This is a genomic window from Collinsella aerofaciens (assembly GCF_018785245.1).
GTDB classification, from domain to species: Bacteria; Actinomycetota; Coriobacteriia; order Coriobacteriales; family Coriobacteriaceae; genus Collinsella; species Collinsella aerofaciens_AD.
The window spans coordinates 16,121-36,947 of record NZ_WQPL01000015.1 but is presented as its reverse complement, the minus strand read 5'-3'; the positions used below and the strand labels follow the sequence as shown (position 1 = coordinate 36,947).

Sequence of the window (20,827 nt, the reverse complement as noted above, 5' to 3'; positions counted from 1 at the left end):
GCGGCTCTGTCTGCAACGGGTAAAAAGTCATATTGTCCCGAACATGAACGGGACGCCATCTCGGGGATCAATCGTTCCAGCCTAAACGCCGAGCCACCACATACATAGCTGGCGACACCAAGCGCGACCGTTCCACGAACCTCGTTTCATCCCGTAGAAAAAAATTTCAAAATTAGTCTTGTCAAATCAGCAAAACGAACGTACTTTTAATATGACCGCTCCGGTGGTCATCGTTTGATCGAGCATATGAAGTTTGAGTTTTAGCGTGTAAGAGAAGGAAGATCGGCAAAGTACAGCCCCAAACGCAATGACAACTTAATGAGGTAACTGCCACATGTGAGGCACCCAGGGCATTGCTGTCTCGATTTTGAGCACGATGCCTTCCGCCTTGCATGGGCCGTTCCATCCCGCCCCTGCAGCAACTGCCTCACGGGCTCATTGAAAACCGCATAGCACCCCAACGTCAGCACATCACCCACGGCAAGCACATCACTCACGACAACCAACACATCAACAAACAGCACGAACATCAACCGATTGGAGAAGCTATGACAAACCACCACGCTGAAGACGGCGATAAGAAAAGCATTCTGGATGCCCGCATTGAGCGAGCATATGCAAACGAATATGACGCCGCCTTTGCCGCCGCGACCATCAAGAACTACGCGTCGCTACCGCTCGCGACGATCTTGGCCGACCACCCTCAACTGCTGAAGCGCTGCACAAAGATCATGGGCGACCCCGACATTCGCAAGCTGACAGACCCCTATGCCCCAAAACGCGACAACGATTCGTACGTTCTTACCGTAGGCTGCCTAGCCCATATGCTTACGGCACTCGACACGAAACTCAAGCTCGAATGGGAACCCGACGAGCGTCATGAACTCGAAAGCAAGCGGAACACCCTGCGCACCGCACTGTTCCTTCCGTTGGACGGCCTCAAGCGCTGCAACGTCGAGCTCAATACACAGGCGCGGCAAAAGCCCGGGACCACGGGGCAGAAAACTCCAAGACCCCATGCGGCCATCGTCGACCGCAACCGATATAACCGCATGACCGCGCACTTTTCCGCCGAGGGAGCAGCCATAAGGACGCTAATCGACCTGCTGTGCCTCCTGAGCATCAACGAGCTATTTGAGGGTTATCTCACCCTTGTTCCCGCGACGGCACCCAAGTCGGTAGCAAAGATCATCGAGACCTGCAGACGCCAGTTTGAGCGCCATCGCAATGGCAGCGAGATGAACGCCAGCATCGCGCAGTACTACGCGGCTTATTACAAAAATGACGGATGTGCCCCTGTCGAGCATCAGCTGCGGCTCGCCTACACTACGCCCGCCGCAACGCTCTATCGCTTTGGAGCCCTTGGCGCTTGCGAGCCGCACGAACAGGCAGCCTGCCCCACAACCGAGCTCGATCTCAGGCTCGGACGAACCCTGTAGCCCGCCAGCCCCTCCGCGGGCAACAATCCTATTCCACAACACAACCAACAGAAAGGAGTCCTCATGGACACCAATCATTCCCCCATCATCAGCCCCCTCACCATGCGTGAATCCGCCCGAGGTATCACGCTCACCAGCATTTACGATGAGATGCTCGCCCGTCGCGAGCTCTCCGTCATGGGAAACATCGAAACCCCGATGGCCCACGACCTATGCCAGCAGATCCGCCTGCTCGATGCCACCGACCCCAGCCGCCCCATCACCATATTTGTCGCCAGCGCCGGCGGAAGCGTGCGATCGGGTCTTGCGATCTATGACGCCATGCGCCTCGCATCGTGCCCCATCCGCACCGTCTGCCTGGAATTCGCCGCGTCCATGGGCGCCGTGATCTTTATGGGCGGCGACGATCGCCGTATGGCGCCCCATGCAGAGCTCATGATTCACGACCCGCTGATCCCCCAGGGGGCAGGCGGCTCGGCACTTGCGCTTCAGGAAACCAGCCGGCGTCTCATGCAGACCCGCAAGACCCTCACGCAAATCCTCTCGGACCGCAGCGGCCTCACGCCCAAGCGCATCCAGTCCCTCACTGCAAAAGACACCTACCTTTCGGCCGAGCGCGCCGTCGAGCTCGGCTTTGCCCACGAAATCCTCTCGACCACCAAGGAGGTCGCCCATGTCTAACCTCGCCAGCCGCCTCGCCGCATCTGAGTCCGCATTGTCCACCATCCTCGCCAAGGATCGAACGCTTTCCTGCGACACCCGCCAAACGGGACTCAACAACAATGCACTTGTGATCGGCCCCTCGGGAGCCGGCAAGACCCGAAACGTCCTCAAGCCCAACCTACTGCAAATGAACGCAAGCTACATCGTGCTCGACACCAAAGGCACGCTCTGTCGCGAAGTGGGACCCGTGCTGGCGGTCCACGGTTACCGCGTGCAATGTCTCAACTTCGCCGACCTCAACACCGTCCCGGCCCTTGCGCCCGGCATCGAGCGCTGCGGCTACAACCCCCTGAGGCACATTCGCCACAAGGCGGACGGCAGGCCCAACCAGCAGGACATCCTCTCGGTGGCAAAGGCCATCTGCCCCATCGAGGACAACAACCAGCCTTTTTGGGATCATGCGGCGGCAAACCTGTTGTCGTGTCTTATCGCCTACATCACCGAACAGCTACCCGCCGACGAGCAGACGATCAGCTCGGTCATCAAGCTGATCGAGCACCTGCAGGACGGTGCCACGGCCCGATTGTTTGACGATCTGATCACGACCGACCCCCAAAGCTATGCCCTCTCGCTATGGCGGCGCTACGCCATTACGCAAAATGCCGAGCGCATGCACGCGAGCATCGTCGGCATCCTTGCCGAAAAGGTCATGTGTCTGGGATTCGACGGTGCGGCACAGCTCTATCGTGAGTGCCATCAGGTGGACTTCGCTTCCATGGGACACACCCCCTGCGCCCTGTTTGTAACCGTGAGCGATATTGACCGCAATCTCGATCCGCTGACCGGCCTCTTTATTTCGCAGGCGTTTATGGGCCTCATTCGTGAGGCCGATAGGCAGCCCGACGGCAGCCTGCCCGTGCCCGTGCGCTTTATGCTCGATGACTTCGCAAATCTGCAGATCCCCCAGATCGACAACGTGCTCTCGATTATCCGAAGCCGCAACATCTGGGCAACGCTGCTGCTGCAGTCGACCAACCAGCTCGATGCGCTCTATGGCGAGGCACGCGCACGCTCCATCATGGGCAACTGCGACACGCATCTGGTGCTGGCGTTCCAGGATCCCGAGAGTGCCCGGGTGTTTTCCGACCGCGCCGACGCGCTGCCCAGCACGCTCATGGCGACGCCGATTGATCGCTCGTGGCTCTTTGTACGCGGTCGCACTCCCGAACAGGTCGAGCGCTTTAGGCTCGAAGACCATCCGCTCTACGGGGAGCTGCCCGAGGCGCAGCGAGGCCATGCGGAGGCCGAGATCTAGGCGCAGGGTTCTCGCAGCGCGCGACGCTCCGGCGATGTTCCACAAAGGCCGTGCGCCCCGGGACCACGGCAAAGCAAAGGGGCCCGCATCCGATAGGATACGGGCCCCTGACTATAAGGCGCGATGCGTTAACAGCAGCGACTACTTGCGATGCGCGCGATAGAACTCGATGAGCGCCTGGGTCGAAGCGTCCTGCTCGGCCTTGGCGGCATCGTCGTGGAAGGCAGGGGTGATCTGCTTGGCAAGCTGCTTGCCCAACTCGACGCCCCACTGGTCGTAGGAATCGATGCCCCAGACCGTACCCTCGACAAACGTGATGTGCTCGTACAGGGCGATGAGCTCGCCGAGCGCGAACGGGGTCAGCGTGTCGCCGAAGATCGAGGTCGTCGGACGGTTGCCCTCAAAGCAGCGGGCGGGGACGATCTGCTCGGGCGTGCCCTCGGCGCGGACCTCGTCGGCCGTCTTACCAAAGGCGAGCGCCTTGGTCTGGGCCAGGAAGTTGCCCAGGAACAGCTCATGGACATCCTGGCCGCTGTCGGTCGCAGGGTTGGCAGTGTTAGCGAAAGCGATAAAGTCAGCCGGGACCACCACGGTGCCCTGGTGCAGCAGCTGGTAGAAGGCGTGCTGACCGTTGGTGCCGGGCTCGCCCCAGAAGATCTCACCGGTATCGGAGGTCACAGCGCTGCCGTCCCAGCGGACGTGCTTGCCGTTGGACTCCATGGTGAGCTGCTGCAGGTAGGCCGGGAAACGGTGCAGGTACTGGCAGTACGGCAGCACGGCGTGGCTCTTGGAACCGAAGAAGTTGACGTACCAGACGTTGAGCAGGCCCATCAGCGCGACGGCGTTGTTCTCGAGCGGCGTGTTGCAGAAGTACTCGTCGATGGCATGGAAGCCCTCGAGGAACTGCTGGAAGCGCTCGGGGCCGAGCACGACGATCAGCGACAGGCCCACGGCGGAGTCGACGGAGTAGCGGCCGCCGACCCAGTTCCAGAAACCAAAAGCGTTAGCGGGGTCGATGCCGAAGGCCTCGACCTTCTCGAGTGCGGTGGAAACGGCGACGAAGTGCTTTGCCACGGCCTCGGCGTTCTGCTCATCGGAGCCATCGATAGCGCCCTGAGCCTTGAGCTGCTCGAGCATCCAGGTCTTGACCTCGCGGGCGTTGGTGAGGGTCTCGAGCGTGGTGAAGGTCTTGGAGACGATGATCACGAGCGTGGTCTCGGGATCCAGACCCTTAAGCTTCTCGGCCTGGTCGTTGGGGTCGATGTTGGAGATGTAGCGGCAGTCGATACCGGCGTCGGCATAGGGACGCAGAGCCTCGTAGGCCATGACCGGGCCCAGATCGGAGCCACCGATGCCGATGGACACCAGGTGCTCGATCTTCTTGCCGGTAACGCCCTTCCACTCACCGGAGCGCACGCGCTCGGCGAAGGCATACATGCGATCGAGAACCTCGTGCACGTCGGCGACGACATCCTGGCCGTCGACGATAAGCTGGCCCTTCTCGCTTGCCGGACGGCGCAGCACGGTGTGCAGGACGGCGCGGTCCTCGGTGGTGTTGATGTGCTCGCCGGAGAACATGGCGTCGCGGCGCTCCTCGAGCTTCACCTCGCGGGCAAGATCGCACAGCAGTTTGACGGTCTCATCGGTCACCAGGTTCTTGGACAGGTCGAAGTGCAGGTCACCGGCGTCAAAGCTCAGCTTGTTCACGCGCTCCGCATCGGCAGCAAACCATGCCTTAAGGTCGATACCCTCGGCCTCGAGCTTCTCCTGATGGGCCTCGAGCGCCTTCCAAGCGGCGGTCGACGTAGCGTCGATAGGTGCGGCAACAGTTGCCATAAAGTCCTCCTCAACATACGGGCGCATACCTCCATGCGCCCGGATAATCAGATGCCCCTATTCTAGCGCAGGTCAAGACCGTAATCAGCGAGCGTTGCCAATCCGCCCCCAAACGGCGACCGACCAAAAAGGGACAGGTTTATTTTGGCAGGTCAAACGCTTTACCTATAAAAATTAACCTGTCCCTTCCTGGCACTTTATGGCAGATATTAGGCCGCGGCGCACACGCTGCCGAGCAGCTCGCGCAGAGGAGACCCAATGCCTTCAAGCAGTTCGGGCGCGATAATGGCAAAAACGGGAACCTCGCCGGCTCCCACGACAGCAGGCACCTTGCCCTCCGAGACAATACATCCATAAGGGACAAAACCGTCTTCGCCGGCATCGAGCGCCGCCATGCGACGCGCGAGTTCGCGCGCAAAGCCGGCAGTATCGGCATCGCCGATCGCCAGGACAAAGTCCACGCCTTCGTCGGTCGCCAGGGCCACGGCTTCGTCGATCAGCTCGTCTCCCCCGTCGCCCTCAACCGAGCCGCGGCGAAAAAGCACGCGCTCGAGCAGGGCTCGATCAAGCGAGCCGAGCGCCGCCGAGACGAGCTCATCACGCGTATGTTTGTCGCCCCCCAGCACGACCAGCGCCTTGGTGCCGCCGTAGTGAGCGACCAATCGTCCACACCAGCGAGCCACGTCTCCATCCGCAACAAGGCGCGTCGGCATACCAAACCCATAATTGACCATCGTTTCCACAACCCTTCCGTGCATGTAGGTAGCACCAATCGCTAGGCTCATGCTACGAAGCGAGGTTTTCCGAGCTGTTTCGCACTCTTTAGGGCTGCGTTAAATACCCGATGCAACCGCACGACCATGCCTGCCAAAAAGGGACAGGTTTTGACGATGTCCGGATGAGCGGGTATTATCGAACATGTATTCGATAAGAACATGTGTTTGATGGGAGGACGCGTGGGGCACGAGCGTCACACCTATATCTGCATCGACCTTAAAACGTTCTACGCCAGCGTCGAGTGCGTTGACCGCGGGCTCAACCCGCTCACCACCAACCTGGTCGTTGCCGACGAATCGCGCGGGCGCACGACCATCTGCCTCGCCATCACACAGGCCATGAAGGACCTCGGGATACACAACCGCTGCCGTCTGTTCGAGATTCCCGACGGCATCGACTACATCAAGGCCGTACCGCGCATGCAGCACTACATGGAAGTGTCGGCGCAAATCTACGGCATCTATCTGGAATATGTCAGCCCGCAAGACGTTCACGTCTACTCAATTGACGAGTGCTTTATCGACGTGACACCCTATCTGGACCTCTATCACACCGATACGGAAGGCTTCGCCTGCATGTTGCGCGACGAGGTCCTGGCGCGCACCGGCATCACGGCGACGGTCGGCATCGGCCCCAACCTATTCCAGGCCAAGGTTGCACTCGATATCACCGCCAAGCACGTGCCCAGTCGCATCGGAAAACTCGACGACGAGACCTTTCGCAAGGAGATCTGGCCCCATCGCCCCATCACCGACATCTGGGGCATTGGCCCCGGCGTGGCTGCCCGCCTCGAAAAATACGGTGTCTACGATCTAATGGGTGTCGCCGCGCTCGACGAAAACCTACTTTACGACGAGCTCGGCGTCAATGCCGAGTATCTCATCGACCACGCCTTTGGGCGCGAACCGACAACCATCGCCGACATCCAGGCCTATCGTCCGCAGGCAACCTCAACTACCACAGGACAGGTGCTCTCGAAGGGCTATGCCTACGAGCAGGCCTACACCGTCTTGCGCGAGATGGTCGACAACGCCGTGTTGGACTTAGTCGATAAGCACGTGGTCTGTGACAGCATCTCGCTCTTTGTGGGCTACGCGAGCGAGCGCGCCGACATCCGCCGCCTCGACGCCAGCGGTACTGCGCAATATGTGGACGGATGCGGGCACCTGCGCTCGAGCACGTCGAGTATCGAACCCACCGCAACCGCCAGCCCTGAGCTCGCGCCCCGTGCGCCCAAGCCCGTCCAGCGCGATGACGAACGGCGCCGCCTGGTGCGCGAGGCGCAGGCAATCGATGGCATCTTTGTGGGAGAGCACGGCGGCAAACCGCGCGGTGGCTATGCCGCACTCTTTGCACACTCCAACGCCTCGCGTAAGCTGCCCGAGCGCACCAATTCGTTTAAGAAGATCATGGGGTATTTCGATGACCTGTGGGCGCAAACGGTCGACCCCAAGCGACCGGTCAAGCGCATCAATCTGGGCTTTGGCAATCTGATGCCCGAGGAATTTGCCACTATCGACCTGTTTAGCGATGTTAAGGCCGATGAGCGCGAGCGCGACCTGGCGCGCGCCGTCCTGGCCGTGAAAGGCAAGTACGGCAAGAACGCGCTCGTCAAGGGATTAAGCTTTACTGCTGGCGCCACCGCACGCGAACGCAACGATCAGGTGGGAGGACATCGTGCCTAAGTCCCAACAACAGCCGATGCGGCCACCGACACCTTTTGAACGCCTAGCGGACCCTGAGGGAAGACGTCGCTCCGCCGACCCCAAACTCACCGCCAACGGCGCCGTCCGCGCCGGCCGTGCCGCGCAGTTTATGCCCTTTGCCGCCCTCACGGGATACTACGAGCTCGTGCGCAAGCAAGAGATCACCGTTGAGCCCAAGTGCGAATTGACAGAAGAAAAAGCCCTCGAGCTCTCCAAAAAGCTCGAGGACCTCAAACGTGGCGACTTAGTCCGTGTCACCTATTACGATACGTACGGCTACCGCGCCCGCACCGGCATCCTCGATGAGGTGCTCCCCACGTTCAAGCTGCTCAAACTCAGGGATATCGCCATCGACTTCGACGATATCCAAGACATCGAGCTGCGTGGTCGAGCCTAGCGACGAGAACGCTTGCGCAAGACGAGAGCAATGCCAAGCACTGCGGCAGCTGCAGCCAGCAATCCCAAAACCAGCGTGAGGGTCGAGTCGCCAGCGCGAGGCAGCGAGCCGTCCTTCGGAGTCTTCTTAGCGGTCGTCGTGACGGTGGTCGTGGTGCTGCTCGACTGGTCGTTGCCGCCCGTCTGGCCGCCACCAGGCTGATCGCCGCCACCCGGCTGCGAAGGATCGGTGGGTTCCGTCGGATCCGGAGTACCGGGATCAACCGGATTCTCCGAATTCTCCTTGCGCTGGATCCAGACCTGGCAACCATAGAACGGGTTGGCGGTACCAAGGCACAGACCCTGATTGGTCACCGCAAAGGTGCGCAGACCATGGTTATACGGATCGTTAAAGCCATTGGTCGTCAGCGTCGTAAAGTTCACGCCGTCCTCGGTCACATACATATCAAAGCCGCGCTCAGCATCGTGCAGGTAATGCATGCATACGAGCACACTCTGCAACTTCTTGAGGTTCTCCTCGCTCAGCAGCTTATCGAGCGCATCCTGAATATCGCTCGGCAGCTCGGTGCCATAGGCATCCTCGTACTGCTGCTTCAGGCTCTCATAGCTATCGAGCATGTCCTGATACTGATCGGCAAAGGACTTGAAGTACGCAATCTCGCTATCGATTTTCCGAACATAAGCAGCGTCGTCTTCAACGTCCGCGGACATCGTCGCGGCCTGATTGCAAAGATCGCCCGCAGCCTCATCCAACGCATCGCTCAGATCGCCAAAGCCCTTAGCAACCTCAGTCTTCTCGTCATCGACATCGGCAGCCTCCTTCGAATCATCGACATCGGCGGCTTCGTTCGAATCATCGTCCGTAAGCTTGTCCACAGGAACGATGGGGGCATCGGGCAATTTCTTGTCGAGCAGGTGATCGAGCAGGTCCCTAAGGCGCTGAACCTGAGAGTCCCACTCCTCGGGCGTCATATCGATAATGTCGCCATTAGAGAACTGGCCGATCGGCTCAAGCAGGCTCGCGGTATCAAAGGTACCGATATACAGCTTGCCGTCGAACTTCTGCATGCGCCAAATGTACTGGTTCTCGTTTCGGCCAAAGCCCGAAGTCAGGCCGGAAATACCGCCCTCGGGGAACATATCGGTGCGATCGCCAACGACGAGCTCCATGTTCTCGTCCTTGTCCATGCGATAGATGTTGACCGACTGCTCAAGATTGGCATTCACAAACGAGCAGTCAACGCCGCCCATGCTGCTCTTGCCGCCCTCTTCGGTGCTGGACTTGTTGAACAGGATGCGCTCGAGAGCAATCTCCTCGTCGTTGTATTCACCGATATAGAGGTAGTCGTTGTAGACGATGAGGTTGGCAGCACCAGAACGGGTGCGGGCAGGATCAATGCCAAAGCAGTACTTTGCACCGTCCGTCTTCTGATCGCCAACAATGGGAGTCCACGAATAGCTGCCGTCGGCATTCTTGTCGCCACGAACCATGGCAAACGACTGCATGGAGTTATCATCGGGAGCGTTCTCGGGCGTACCGGTGCAGATGGTCGCATAGAGATGGCCATTGTACGAGACCATATCCCAAATGGCGCCGCCGTAGATGCTGTCCTGATAGCGAATCGCCGGATAGTTAAACAACGTGTCCGAGTTAGCAATCTCGATGAAGCTGTCCTGGCCCTTCGACGGGTCAGGCGACGTCAGAATTGTCGACACAAACTTACCGGCCGCGTCTTTACCCACATTACTGATGACGAGCTGGCCATCATGGACGCACATGCCGCGGATACCGGTAGAAATGCCCTGCTTGTAGGCAGCACCGTAATCCTGCATGCTCGAAAGGCCCTGATAAACAACTTTGTACTCATCCGTCTTAGGATCAATCTCATATACAGCAGGCAGGCCGCCTTTGCCGCCATTGGTCCTGACGCTGCCGCAGAAATAGAGCTTACCCTTATAGCTCACGGCATTGCGGAACAAAGGAGCGACGCCGTTGAGCGATTCAGAAAGTAGCAGCTTGGTCTCACCGGTCTTGGTATTAATCTTGACCAAGATGCCGCCGCTGTCCTTGTCGGCCGTGCCGTCCTCCTTCTGCTGTCCATAGAAGAAGGTACCGTTAAACATGGCCTCCAGCGTCAGGCGCATGGTTTCGACATCAAAGGAATCGCCCAGCGTGCTGTTCATGAGCGTCAGCGTGTTGCCCATCGCCGCATAGCAGGTGCCCACATAAAGCCAGTCACCATAGCTCGCAGCCGCCCAAGTGTAGCTCTGGCCGCGATCGCCTTCGTTGTTGGCCGTATTACCATCGGCGCCCGGAACGGCAACGGCACCGTTACCCTGGTAGTCGACGATGCCATCCGGCTGCGACGTTCCTACCGTAGGATGCGAGAGCTTCTCAAAGGAATACCCATTACATGCATTGTAGGTAACGGCACCCGATGCGTCTTCGGCGTGCGCCGGCAGCGGCGATACCAAGATAGCGGCAAGCGCTGCCACCAAGCCAAGTGTTCCCACTCGTCTCATAAGGTTATAGCCTCCCCTGTCCTAAAGCCCAGTTTTAGCATTCTTCATTTCTGTCCACGGTTAATTGCAATCTGAGCACAGCAATAATCAGTATATAAATATACACCTGTAATTTTTTGGACGGGTTCATAGATGCTCGATTGGTAGCGAATTCCGCGCAAACCGTCACCAAACTCCACTTTTGCCGCATCTAAAGGTTATTTTTGCGCAAATTTTTGGATGCCGATAGTCACAATGGGCAGGAGGCTGGTACCCACCGGAGAGGGCAACGCCTACATTTTCATAACGTAATAGCCCGCACCCCTCACCGCCGTCTCGAGTGTGTCGCGATCAACCGGGCGCTTCGAGCGTACGCGTGCCGTGTGGTCTGCATACGTTACCGTTGCCCACACGCCATCAAGCGTATTGAGGGCATTCGTCACATTCTGAGCGCAGCCGTCGCAGCTCATGCCGCCGATAAGCAGCTCATCGCTATAGGGATAGTGTGACGCATCGGTATCCACCACAACAACCTTTTTGGCCTTCTTGCCGCTCGCACCATCGCTGCAGCAACTCTTTCCGTGTGTCGAAGCGACAATACGCCGCAGCCCAAAGAACATGCCAACGGCAATGACGGCCAACACGATGAGATTCGCAGGGTTGAGCAAGTCACTCATGCGCTCCCCTTTCAAGTAGCACTATCTAGATACCCCCATGGGGTGTCCCCATCTTAACCCAAAATCATGTCCGTTCGGTCAATTAGTTTCCCGCTTCAAGCTTTTTTGTTGACCATGGCTTACTTTCGTGTATAAGTTTTCCTAGGCTAACAGTTTTGATCTGTAAGGAGCGCCGTGACTCGAACCATAGACATCCCCACGTTTCAGGCAGCAGTCGTGCGCAACTGCTCTCCCACGCTCGCGGGCATCAAGCCGGCATCGCTCTTTACCTATCCAGGCACCTATGCCCACGGGGACGGCTCGACCGCAACCGAAACCATCGCAGAGCGCCGAGCACGCCTACTCAACGTTATCGCCCAGTGCAATCGCGACCTTGACCCGCTCGGCATCCACCTGAGTGTTTTGGTCTGGCGGCCCTGTGGAGCGCTCGTGTATATGTACCGAGCCAAAAGCCTCACCACCTATTTCGCAGACCCTCGCGCCCAAACGGCGCTCGCCTCGGAAGGCTACGACACGAGAGACCTTTCGACATGCCTCGTGCATTTGGCATCACGCATCACGCTCGCGAGCAATAACGTCGCGGAATGCGCCTGTAGCCAGACTCGATGTGCGCTGCCCCAGCAAACTAGCTGCAGCAAAGACTGCACCTGCGAGTTTCCGCACGAAATAGGCTACTTCCTTGGATATCCCTACGACGACGTACACGAGTTTATCGTCCAGCGCGGCGAGAACTACAAGGTCTTTGGGACCTGGAAGGTCTACGAAAATGTCGAGCAGGCGCTTGCGACGTTTGATGCCTACCGTGCCTGCACCCAATACTTCACCTTTGTCTATCAGCAGGGCTGCAGCCTGGCGCAACTTGCCCAGGCAGCCCGATAGAACGTACAAGCTGCGGCCAGCGCCGCACGACCGAAAGGACAAAACATGAGCAAGATCGCCGTCGTCTATTGGAGCGGCACGGGCAATACCGAGGCCATGGCAAACTTTGTCGCCGAAGGCGCCACGTCCGCGGGCGCCGAGGCCGAAGTCATCCCCTGCGCCGACTTCTCCGCAGACAAGGCCGCTGGCTATGACGCCATTGCCTTCGGTTGCCCCGCCATGGGTTCCGAGGAGCTTGAGTATGACGAGTTCCAGCCTATGTGGGACGAGGTCAAGGAGACCCTCGGTGATAAGAAGGTCGTCCTCTTTGGCTCCTACTCGTGGGCCGAGGGCGAGTGGATGGACAACTGGAAGGCCGATGCCGACGAGGCGGGCGTCAACGTCGTCGATTCCGTCATTTGCTACGATGCGCCCGACGATGAGGGCGAGGCGGCCTGCAAGGCTCTGGGAGCGGAGCTGGCCTAACGAAGCCGCCAGAAAGCCGCAAGGCAACTGACAGCCGAGTACCGCGCAACAACAGCAGCTCATGCCCAAACAAAAACGGGGGCCGGATACTATCCGGTCCCCGTTTGTTATATCGACAACCTCGATGCGCCGCTATGAGATATTGCCCAAAAACGCCTTAGTGCGTTCGCTCTTGGGATGGTCGAAGACCTCGCTCGGCGTGCCTTCTTCCACGATAACGCCACCATCCATAAAGACCACGCGGTCGGCGACGTCGCGGGCAAAGCCCATCTCGTGCGTCACGACAATCATGGTCATGCCGTCGCGTGCCAGGTCGCGCATGACACCCAGAACGTCGCGAACCAGCTCGGGGTCGAGCGCCGACGTGGCCTCGTCAAAGAGCATGACGTGCGGATTCATCGACAGGGCGCGGGCGATGGCCACGCGCTGCTGCTGACCGCCCGAAAGCTGACTCGGCATAAAATCAATGCGCTCGGCCAGGCCGACCTTGGTCAGCTCCTCGATAGCAATCTTCTCGGCCTCTTCCTTGCTGCGCTTGAGCACCTTTTGCTGCGCAAGCATGACGTTCTTTTTGACTGACAGGTGCGGGAACAAATTGAACTGCTGGAACACCATACCCAGATGCGTACGTACCTTGTTGAGGTCGACACCCTTGGCGCACACATCCACACCCTCAACGATAATCGAGCCGCTCGTGGGATGCTCCAGACGATTGATGCAGCGAAGCATCGTCGACTTGCCCGAGCCCGAGGGGCCCAGAACCACGACGACCTCACCCTTGTGCACATCCAGATCGATGTCACGCAGGACCACGTTATCGCCAAAGGCCTTCTGGAGGTTCTTGATGCTGACGACGACCTCGTTCGAGTTATTGGTTTCGCTCATGATAGGACCTCCTTACAGACCGGCGATGTGATCGGCGGGCGTCGCGACGACCTGTCCGGCGCTCTTGGTGGGACGCTTCTTTTTGGTTTCGGCCGTCCCCAGAAGCCTCGCCTCAAGACCGCTCACCAAGCGCGCAAGCGGCAGGGTGATGACCAGATAGAACAGGGCGGCAACCACATACGGCGTGATGGAGCCCGTCGTGGCAACGATGGTGCGGGCGTTCATGACAATCTCGACCACGCCCACGGCAGCGAGCAGCGACGTATCCTTATAAAGCAGGATGAACTCACTGGTCAACGTAGGCAGAACATTGCGGAACGTCTGCGGAATCATAACGTAGAGCAGTGTCTGGAAGGCGTTCATGCCCAGCGAGCGCGCGGCCTCGTTCTGGCCCTTGGGGATCGACTGAATACCGGCGCGGAAGATCTCGCACAGGTAGGCGGACGAGTTCATGGCCATGACGATGACGCCCAGCACATAGTCGTCAACCTTGACGCCGGCCAACGGCAGACCGAAGAACGCGATATAGATCTGCAGGAACGCCGGCGTACCGCGGATGATATTCACATAGATGCCGGCAAGGCAACGCAGGATGCGCGACTTGGAAATGCGCATGAGCGACAGCGCAAAGCCAAAGGGAATCGCCAGCGGAAATGCCACAAGCACGATCGAGAGCGACATAAGGAAGCCCTTAAAGACGATCGGCAGGCTCTGGACCAAAATGACCGGATTCAAGAACAGGCGCAGGAACATATTAGAGTTCCAGGCCTCGACCCACGGCTGCTCCTTAAGATCGGCCAGGAAGTTATCGAATGCCGTCACGCCCTTAATCTCGACGGAAGGAATCTTGGAAATCTTCTTGGTCGAACCGTCGGCAAGCGTATAGGTGCCGCTAAAGGCCTCATCGCCGCCCTCGACGGGAAATGTCACGCCGTAAACCTCAACGCGAAAATAGCCGCCGGCCGGCGCCGTCTCGCCAAAGTCGATCTTGAGCGTCCGGCCGTCCACCTTGCACGTGGGCTTCATGGGCGTACGGTCCATAAGGTCGTCGCCCGAGAGCATCGTCAGGCGCGTGTCATCGGCACCAAACGTCGTACCGTCGACAAACGTCAGCGAAAGACCGCTCAGCTCCTCGTCGGCATCGGCCTGGACCTCCCAGGTAATGCGCGTCTCGGTACCGCCGACCACGTCGCTGCCCGAACCGGTATTGGGACGCGCGGTGATCTTTGCGGTCTCGAGCGCCTGAGCGGTCGAAGGCACGGCTGTCCCCGCGCACACCAAAGCGAGCGCCACAGCCAGGGCGCAGGCTAGCTTTTGGAGCATCGAGGGCAGCGGGAAACGCCGACCCATGGCCCCTTCGTTCAATCGAGACAAGGTGGCTCCTAACGTATAAGTTGCCGACATTACGAGACGGGACGACGCGCGTTCAAGAAACGCAAAGGCCCTCTCCGCCAAAACGGAAAGGGCCCGCGCGTTATCAAGTGACTATTTTACTTGATGTTGTACTTAGACATGAGGGCGTCAACGGTACCGTCGTCGGTCAGGTCCTTGATGGCCTGGTTGATGTCGTCCTTGAGCTTGGTGTTGCCCTGGTTGATGGCGATGGCGTACTCCTCGCCGGTGCTGATCTGCTTGATGGTCTGGCAGGTGTTGAACTGCTCGGCGGTCAGCTGGCTGGCAACGGAGCGGTTGGTGACTACGGCGTCGCCCTTATCGGACTGCAGAGCGCTGAAGCACTCGGTAGCGTCCTTGTAGGGGACGATCTTGGCCTTGGGGAAGTTCTCCTGGGCAAAGGCCTCGGCGGTCGAGCCAGACTGAACGATGATGGTAGCGTCGGCGTTGTTGAGCTTCTCGCTGTAGTTGTCGGCCGTGATGTCGGTGTTATCGACCTTGGTCACGATAGCCTGATCGTCCATGTAGTAGGAATCAGAGAAAGCGACTTCCTTCTCACGCTCGGGCGTGTCGGTGATGGCCGCGATGGAGACGTCATACTTGGCGCCCGAAGCGACGCCCGGAACCAGCGTGTCAAAATCATTGTTGACGTACTCGACATCCAGGCCCAACTTATCGCCGATAGCCTTGATGAGCTCAAGGTCAAAGCCCTGATAATCGCCGTTGTCATCCTTGTATTCAAACGGAGCGTACTCGGCAGAGGTGCCGACGGTCAGCGTACCGTCCTTGACGAGCGCGTACTCCTTGGAGCCGTCGACCTTCTCGACCTTAGCGTCGTCAGAGCTGCTGGAACCGGCATCAGAACCAGAGGTGGCGTTGGACGAGCCACAGCCCGTCAGTGCGAGGGCGAGCGCCATGGCGCCCGTGGCGGCAAATGCGCCAAGTTTCTTGAGCTTCATAATCAGTCTCCTTCCGGTGACCCCGTTTGATTCAGAGGTCTGCAAAAACTGTTGGATATTATGCACCCGTAAATGCGAAACTGCAATTAGAAAACTGATTGAAACAAACCCATAACGTGAATGGAACACTCCACTTTGTGACAGTCATTACTGCTGCAATGACCTTAACAGTTTAATTTCAGCCGCATAACCTGCAAGTTCGTTCGGTGTCTCCAAAATGAATGGCAATGCGCGCAAGCGGCCATTCGATACAATATTCTGCATAACCTGCATACCGCCGCCAAACTCTTCACTACCTAGGTAGCCCTTGCCGATGCACTCGTGGCGATCCTTATGGGCACCGCAGGGGTTCTTGGAGTCATTGATATGCACGGCGCGCAGGCGCTCGATACCCACCACACGATCGAACTCGTCGAGCACACCGTCAAGATTGTGGATGATGTCGTAGCCGGCGTCATTCACATGGCAGGTGTCCAGGCAAACGCCCAACTTGGCCGACAGCTCGGGGCGCTTGTCGGCAACACCCTCAATGATGAGCGCCAGTTCTTCAAAGCTGCGACCTACCTCGGTGCCCTTGCCGGCCATGGTCTCGAGCAGCACCGTCGTCTGCTGACCCTCAAACATCACCTGGCACAGGGTGTCGACGATCATCTGAATGCCGGCGTCGGAGCCCTGCCCCACATGCGCACCGGGATGGAAGTTGTAGTAGTTGCCGGGCAGCGTTTCCATGCGCCGCAGGTCCTCTGCCATGGCCTCCAGGGCAAACTCGCGCGCCCGCTCTTTGGCCGAGCAGGGGTTATAGGTATACGGGGCATGAGCCACGAGCGGGCCAAAGTCGTTTTGCTCCATAAGCTCACGCAGGGCCGCCACGTCATCCATGTCAAGGTCTTTCGCCTTGCCGCCGCGCGGGTTGCGCGTAAAGAATGCAAAGGTGTTGGCGCCAATGGATAGCGCCGTCTCCCCCATCGCCCGATAGCCCTTCGTCGTCGAAAGATGACACCCAATCGTCAGCATCTCCAGCTCCCCCTCATCAGTTGCGGTGAAATACGGTCTATTGGTGCCCTATTTTGGCGCAAACAGACCGTATTCCACCGCAAGTTATAAAAGGGGCATCAGGGGCAAAGGCCTCCAAGGCATTCCAGGCGCTGGCGCCATGCCCCCACGCACTAAAGTTTCAAGCGAATCGCATCGATAATGCGCGCGCAGCGCTGCGTGGCGGCAAGGGGCATGACGGGACTCTCGAGTTTCCCCGCCCGGATGAGCTGGGTCGCATGCTGGATTTCGCCGTAGAAATCATCGATCTCAAACGGGGCATTTATTTCGAGCGTTCGACCGTCGGAATACTTCACATGGGCGAGCTCGGGGCGATGGAGACGCTCGATTTCCAACGAGCCTCGCTCACAGACAATCGTTAAGCGGCTTTCATATGTTGCTTTGCCGTCGCACACCATATGAATGGGTATACCGCCGACGCTCATACGGATCTCGTCGGCCCAATCGACGCGGCCGCCTGATACGTCACGCCAGCGAACTTCACGGGATGAAACCTCGCACGCGCCCGCGAGCAAATCCTCAAACCAACCGACCGCATAGCAGCCCATGTCATATAGACAGCCGCCCTGCAACGAATCAAGCAGATAGCCCGAAGGAGGCTCGCCGTAATCGAGCTTTTGCACGCTTTCAATCGAGACAATACGGCCAAGCTCACCCGACGCAAGCAAGTCCTTCACGCGAGTGCGCATCGGGCAAAACCGATTCTTCATCGCCTCCATAAACAGCACGCCGCGCTCACGAGAGGTGGAGGCAATCGAGAGAGCCTCTTCCTCACTCAAAACGGCCGGCTTTTCGCACAGCACGGCCTTTCCCGCGCGCAGTGCCCGACAGACCCAATGCGCATGCATGCCATGTGGAAGAGCCAAGTAGATTGCGTCGACATCGGGGTCGGCAATCAGCGCATCATAAGCCACATCGCCGCTATCGTCAGCCGTGGCATAACTGTGCGCGGCATCAATCGAAAACGCCCTGCAAAACTCCTCAACATGCGAAGGAGTGCGGCCGGCGGCAGCCACAAGCCGTGCCCCGTCCACCTCCTTGAGCGACGATGCAAATCGATGCGAAATGTGTCCAGCGCCCAAAACGCCCCAACAAACCTCACGCAAATCATCACATGAATCCCGATGACCCACGACAGCCCCCTTCAGTTGCGGTGAAATAGTTCCTGTTTGGCCCCTATTCTGCCGCAAACAGGAACTATTCCACCGCAAGTTATAAAAGGGTCATGAGGAGCGCGTTTTGCCGAAGGCCTTAAGCACCGCCGTCACGGGACCAGGCTGGAAACGTCGGCGCACATCGTCGAGACGCTCGGGAATATCGATGTGCTGTGGGCAGTGGCGCGCGCATTTGCCGCACTTGACGCAATTGCTCACGAGCTTGGGCTCGTTCGTCCGCACCGCGCTCGCCGTAAAGTATTGAGACAGCCCCGTAAACCAACTATGCGCATAGCTCGCGTTGTAGGCGCCAAAGCAGCCGGGAATATTGATACCCTTGGGGCACGGCATGCAGTAGCCGCACCCCGTACAGGGCACGCGATTCGATTTCTCAAACTCTCCCAGCACGCGTGCGATGGTATCGAGCTGCTCTGTCGTCATCGAATCCGGCAGTGCACGATCAGCCAGCGCCGCGTTATCATCCACCTGCGCGGTATCGGTCATGCCCGAAAGCAGCATCGTGACTTGAGGATGGTTCCACACCCACGAAAGGCCCCAAGCAGCCGGCGTCTTCAGATACGGATCGCGTACGTCATCGAACACGGCGCGGGCCCGCGGAGGTAGCTTGCCCGCCAGGCGTCCACCCAAAAGCGGCTCCATCACAAACACCGCGAGCCCGCGCTCGGCGGCTGCCATGAGTCCCGCCGTTCCCGCTTGGTAGCGCTCTCCAGCGTAGTTGTACTGGATCTGGCAAAAGTCCCAGTCATACGCGTCAAGCATCGTGAGGAAGTCCGCCGCACTGCCGTGGTACGAAAAACCTATCTGGCGAATACGCCCCGCCGCCTTTTGGTGCGCAATCCAGTCCTCGATACCCAACGCTACCACGCGCTCCCACTGCGCGGGCGAGGTGATGTTGTGCATAAGGTAATAGTCGATATGGTCAGTCCGCAAACGGCGCAGCTGCTCGTCGAAGAACCGATCGAAATCCTCCGCACATTTGCACGAAGCGTACGGCAACTTGGTCGCAAGCAAAATCTGGTCGCGCAGCCCCAGGCGCTCAAGCGAAGCTCCCACACAAGCTTCGTTACCGGGGTAGAGATAGGCCGTGTCCAGATAGGCTATTCCTTGCTCCACCGCACGGGAAATGATGGCATCGGCCGTCTTCGCATCGGGGTGTCCCGGCGCACCGGGAAACCTCATGCAGCCCAGTCCCAGCACCGAGATACGGTTGCCGCTTTTGGGGTCAACACGATATTGCACTGCCCCTCCTCTCCCCTCGAAGCTCTAATGAGGCGAAACACAACGGCCACGCCATCAAAACACATTGGAATCGCAATCGAGAACGTATCGTAACGTAGCAGCAATCGAGCCATCACGACACCGCTTTAACATCAGCAAAAAGCCCGATGAAAGGAGGCGAACAGACCACGCGTGAGGACGCCTATCCCTACCCCGGCGAACAATACATCCTCTCGGTCGACCGTTACCAGATCGAGGTCATGGACCATCTGGACGAGCTTCCCGCCACGGGTGCCGTCATCTTCTGTACCTTCCCCAAGGTGCGCGATGGCGTTGGATATCCCGCACGCGTTTTCGCGGTCTGCCCTGCAGTGTAGCGTCCAGGCAAACATTTCTTTTTATAACTGCCGCCCCACGCACCCACAAATCACCCTGGCGGCATACAATCCATCAGGCGCCCCTTACGCGGGCGCCTTTTATATGGGGAGATGATTCGCATGCAGATCAACAAGGTCGCCTTTATCGGCAAGGGCGGCGTCGGCCTGCTCTACGGCAGCATGATCGCCAGGGCGCTCGGCAGCGACGCCGTCGAATACGTTATGGATGACGCACGTTTTGAGCGTCACGCGGGCGATGCGCTCACCGTCAACGGCGAGCCCTGTGTGCTCAAGTCCGTCCGCGCCAGCGAGGTAACGCCCGCCGATCTGGCCATCCTTACAGTCAAGACGACTGGACTCGATGTGGCACTCAAGACTATGGAGCGCGTCGTGGGACCCAACACGCTCATCGCCTCGCTGTGTAACGGCATTACAAGCGAGCAGAAGATTGCCGAGCGCTTTGGCTGGAAGCACACCGTCCTGGGTATCTGCCAGGGCATGGACGCCGTATTCCTCGACGGCGCGCTCACCTTTACCAACACTGGCGAAATCCGCTTTGGTGCGGCAGCCGGCACCAACCCCGCGACCGTCGCCGCCATCGACGAGCTCTACACACGCTGCGGCATCGCCCATACCGTCGAGAGCGACATTGCGCACCGCATGTGGGCCAAACTCATGCTCAACGACGGCATCAACCAGACCTGTATGGCCTACGGCGGGACCTACGGAAGCGCCACGGAGCCGGGCTCCGAGCAGCGTCGCTGCTTTGTTTCCGCCATGCGCGAGACGCTTGCGGTCGCCAACGCCGAGGGCGTTGAGCTGACCGAGGCAGACCTGACGCAGATGGTGCACCTCATCGAGGGAATCGACCCCGCCGGTATGCCCTCGATGGCGCAGGACCGCATCGCACAACGAAAAACCGAAGTTGAGGAGTTCGCGGGCACCATCTGCCGTCTGGCGGCCAAGCACGATATCCAGGCACCGCAAAACGAGTGGCTCTATCGGCGCATCCGCGATATCGAGGCAAGCTGGTAGCGCCCGGCTCACCACGTCAACAGACTCAACAGCAAAGCCGCCGCAAGGGAACCTTTCCCCTGCGGCGGCTTTCATCTT

General features: G+C 58.9%; 19 protein-coding genes. 9 read left to right on the top strand and 10 right to left on the bottom strand.

The genetic code is table 11. The features are described 5' to 3' along the window. Nucleotides 1-548 precede the first annotated feature (548 nt). The 3 genes from GPK39_RS03360 to GPK39_RS03350 all read left to right on the top strand — a co-directional run bounded on the left by GPK39_RS03360 (nt 549) and on the right by GPK39_RS03350 (nt 3,417). Complete coding sequence (locus GPK39_RS03360; protein WP_215673794.1) at nt 549-1,439, top strand: hypothetical protein; 891 nt, start codon at nt 549-551, stop codon at nt 1,437-1,439. Between the two features lie 63 nt (nt 1,440-1,502). Then, entirely contained in the window at nt 1,503-2,120 is a 618-nt protein-coding gene (locus GPK39_RS03355) for an ATP-dependent Clp protease proteolytic subunit (protein WP_022094432.1), read from the top strand. Beyond that, nucleotides 2,113-3,417, top strand: a complete 1,305-nt coding sequence (locus GPK39_RS03350) for a VirD4-like conjugal transfer protein, CD1115 family (RefSeq protein WP_215673792.1) — start codon at nt 2,113-2,115, stop codon at nt 3,415-3,417. Before GPK39_RS03355 ends, GPK39_RS03350 begins: the two co-directional genes overlap by 8 nt. A 141-nt stretch (nt 3,418-3,558) precedes the next feature. Here the strand turns inward: GPK39_RS03350 and pgi are convergent, their stop codons facing one another. Beyond that, complete coding sequence (pgi, locus tag GPK39_RS03345; protein WP_215673789.1) at nt 3,559-5,253, bottom strand: glucose-6-phosphate isomerase; 1,695 nt, start codon at nt 5,251-5,253, stop codon at nt 3,559-3,561. A gap of 209 nt (nt 5,254-5,462) precedes the next feature. Continuing rightward, nucleotides 5,463-5,966 (bottom strand): iron-containing alcohol dehydrogenase, encoded by a 504-nt coding sequence (locus tag GPK39_RS03340; protein WP_215673780.1) that lies wholly within the window; start codon nt 5,964-5,966, stop codon nt 5,463-5,465. A 222-nt stretch (nt 5,967-6,188) separates the two neighbouring features. Here GPK39_RS03340 and GPK39_RS03335 point away from each other — a divergent pair, with 222 nt between their 5' ends. Together GPK39_RS03335 and GPK39_RS03330 are read left to right on the top strand one after the other, a co-directional pair. After that, the gene (locus tag GPK39_RS03335; protein WP_423237413.1) at nt 6,189-7,715 is read left to right on the top strand and encodes a Y-family DNA polymerase; all 1,527 of its coding nucleotides are present in this window, start codon (nt 6,189-6,191) and stop codon (nt 7,713-7,715) included. After that, nucleotides 7,708-8,133 carry a hypothetical protein gene (locus GPK39_RS03330; protein ID WP_338404383.1) on the top strand — a complete coding sequence of 142 codons (426 nt, stop codon included), beginning with the start codon at nt 7,708-7,710 and terminating at the stop codon, nt 8,131-8,133. Before GPK39_RS03335 ends, GPK39_RS03330 begins: the two co-directional genes overlap by 8 nt. Here GPK39_RS03330 and GPK39_RS03325 read toward each other — a convergent pair. Both GPK39_RS03325 and GPK39_RS03320 read right to left on the bottom strand, forming a co-directional pair. Next, complete coding sequence (locus GPK39_RS03325) at nt 8,130-10,655, bottom strand: hypothetical protein (RefSeq protein WP_215673776.1); 2,526 nt, start codon at nt 10,653-10,655, stop codon at nt 8,130-8,132. The two genes, GPK39_RS03330 and GPK39_RS03325, sit on opposite strands and share 4 nt — an antisense overlap. A gap of 272 nt (nt 10,656-10,927) precedes the next feature. Next, the gene (locus GPK39_RS03320; RefSeq protein ID WP_215673774.1) at nt 10,928-11,311 is read right to left on the bottom strand and encodes a heavy-metal-associated domain-containing protein; all 384 of its coding nucleotides are present in this window, start codon (nt 11,309-11,311) and stop codon (nt 10,928-10,930) included. Between the two features lie 174 nt (nt 11,312-11,485). Here GPK39_RS03320 and GPK39_RS03315 point away from each other — a divergent pair, with 174 nt between their 5' ends. Both GPK39_RS03315 and GPK39_RS03310 read left to right on the top strand, forming a co-directional pair. Continuing rightward, nucleotides 11,486-12,190 carry a DUF3793 family protein gene (locus GPK39_RS03315; protein WP_215673771.1) on the top strand — a complete coding sequence of 235 codons (705 nt, stop codon included), beginning with the start codon at nt 11,486-11,488 and terminating at the stop codon, nt 12,188-12,190. A 45-nt stretch (nt 12,191-12,235) separates the two neighbouring features. Beyond that, entirely contained in the window at nt 12,236-12,655 is a 420-nt protein-coding gene (locus tag GPK39_RS03310; RefSeq protein ID WP_215673760.1) for a flavodoxin, read from the top strand. 132 nt (nt 12,656-12,787) lie between these two features. Here GPK39_RS03310 and GPK39_RS03305 read toward each other — a convergent pair whose 3' ends face one another. The 6 genes from GPK39_RS03305 to GPK39_RS03280 form a co-directional block, all read right to left on the bottom strand. Next, nucleotides 12,788-13,540, bottom strand: a complete 753-nt coding sequence (locus GPK39_RS03305) for an amino acid ABC transporter ATP-binding protein (RefSeq protein WP_195239156.1) — start codon at nt 13,538-13,540, stop codon at nt 12,788-12,790. A gap of 12 nt (nt 13,541-13,552) precedes the next feature. Next, complete coding sequence (locus tag GPK39_RS03300; protein WP_252204621.1) at nt 13,553-14,914, bottom strand: ABC transporter permease subunit; 1,362 nt, start codon at nt 14,912-14,914, stop codon at nt 13,553-13,555. A gap of 116 nt (nt 14,915-15,030) precedes the next feature. Beyond that, nucleotides 15,031-15,891 (bottom strand): ABC transporter substrate-binding protein, encoded by an 861-nt coding sequence (locus tag GPK39_RS03295; protein ID WP_215673759.1) that lies wholly within the window; start codon nt 15,889-15,891, stop codon nt 15,031-15,033. Between the two features lie 147 nt (nt 15,892-16,038). Beyond that, nucleotides 16,039-16,905: a deoxyribonuclease IV gene (locus GPK39_RS03290; RefSeq protein WP_215673756.1), complete on the bottom strand. Its 867-nt coding sequence runs from the start codon at nt 16,903-16,905 to the stop codon at nt 16,039-16,041. Between the two features lie 152 nt (nt 16,906-17,057). Continuing rightward, nucleotides 17,058-18,077, bottom strand: a complete 1,020-nt coding sequence (locus GPK39_RS03285) for a Gfo/Idh/MocA family protein (RefSeq protein ID WP_238022795.1) — start codon at nt 18,075-18,077, stop codon at nt 17,058-17,060. A 90-nt stretch (nt 18,078-18,167) separates the two neighbouring features. Continuing rightward, the gene (locus GPK39_RS03280) at nt 18,168-19,358 is read right to left on the bottom strand and encodes an aldo/keto reductase (RefSeq protein WP_215673754.1); all 1,191 of its coding nucleotides are present in this window, start codon (nt 19,356-19,358) and stop codon (nt 18,168-18,170) included. A 146-nt stretch (nt 19,359-19,504) separates the two neighbouring features. On the opposite strand from GPK39_RS03280, the gene GPK39_RS03275 reads away from it, so the two are divergent. Both GPK39_RS03275 and GPK39_RS03270 read left to right on the top strand, forming a co-directional pair. Next, complete coding sequence (locus GPK39_RS03275; RefSeq protein WP_215673753.1) at nt 19,505-19,714, top strand: cyclase family protein; 210 nt, start codon at nt 19,505-19,507, stop codon at nt 19,712-19,714. Between the two features lie 120 nt (nt 19,715-19,834). Continuing rightward, nucleotides 19,835-20,749, top strand: coding sequence for a ketopantoate reductase family protein (locus GPK39_RS03270; RefSeq protein WP_252204619.1), 915 nt, complete (start codon nt 19,835-19,837; stop codon nt 20,747-20,749). The last annotated feature ends 78 nt before the right edge of the window (nt 20,750-20,827 follow it).

What these genes read in the sequence shown, in the direction of transcription:
- GPK39_RS03360 (WP_215673794.1), top strand. Translation starts at nt 549, where the DNA reads ATGACAAACCACCACGCTGAAGACGGCGATAAGAAAAGCATTCTGGAT.
- GPK39_RS03355 (WP_022094432.1), top strand. Translation starts at nt 1,503, where the DNA reads ATGGACACCAATCATTCCCCCATCATCAGCCCCCTCACCATGCGTGAA.
- GPK39_RS03350 (WP_215673792.1), top strand. Translation starts at nt 2,113, where the DNA reads ATGTCTAACCTCGCCAGCCGCCTCGCCGCATCTGAGTCCGCATTGTCC.
- pgi (WP_215673789.1), bottom strand. Translation starts at nt 5,253, where the DNA reads ATGGCAACTGTTGCCGCACCTATCGACGCTACGTCGACCGCCGCTTGG.
- GPK39_RS03340 (WP_215673780.1), bottom strand. Translation starts at nt 5,966, where the DNA reads ATGCCGACGCGCCTTGTTGCGGATGGAGACGTGGCTCGCTGGTGTGGA.
- GPK39_RS03335 (WP_423237413.1), top strand. Translation starts at nt 6,189, where the DNA reads ATGTGTTTGATGGGAGGACGCGTGGGGCACGAGCGTCACACCTATATC.
- GPK39_RS03325 (WP_215673776.1), bottom strand. Translation starts at nt 10,655, where the DNA reads ATGAGACGAGTGGGAACACTTGGCTTGGTGGCAGCGCTTGCCGCTATC.
- GPK39_RS03320 (WP_215673774.1), bottom strand. Translation starts at nt 11,311, where the DNA reads ATGAGTGACTTGCTCAACCCTGCGAATCTCATCGTGTTGGCCGTCATT.
- GPK39_RS03310 (WP_215673760.1), top strand. Translation starts at nt 12,236, where the DNA reads ATGAGCAAGATCGCCGTCGTCTATTGGAGCGGCACGGGCAATACCGAG.
- GPK39_RS03305 (WP_195239156.1), bottom strand. Translation starts at nt 13,540, where the DNA reads ATGAGCGAAACCAATAACTCGAACGAGGTCGTCGTCAGCATCAAGAAC.
- GPK39_RS03295 (WP_215673759.1), bottom strand. Translation starts at nt 15,891, where the DNA reads ATGAAGCTCAAGAAACTTGGCGCATTTGCCGCCACGGGCGCCATGGCG.
- GPK39_RS03290 (WP_215673756.1), bottom strand. Translation starts at nt 16,905, where the DNA reads ATGCTGACGATTGGGTGTCATCTTTCGACGACGAAGGGCTATCGGGCG.
- GPK39_RS03275 (WP_215673753.1), top strand. Translation starts at nt 19,505, where the DNA reads ATGAAAGGAGGCGAACAGACCACGCGTGAGGACGCCTATCCCTACCCC.
- GPK39_RS03270 (WP_252204619.1), top strand. Translation starts at nt 19,835, where the DNA reads ATGCAGATCAACAAGGTCGCCTTTATCGGCAAGGGCGGCGTCGGCCTG.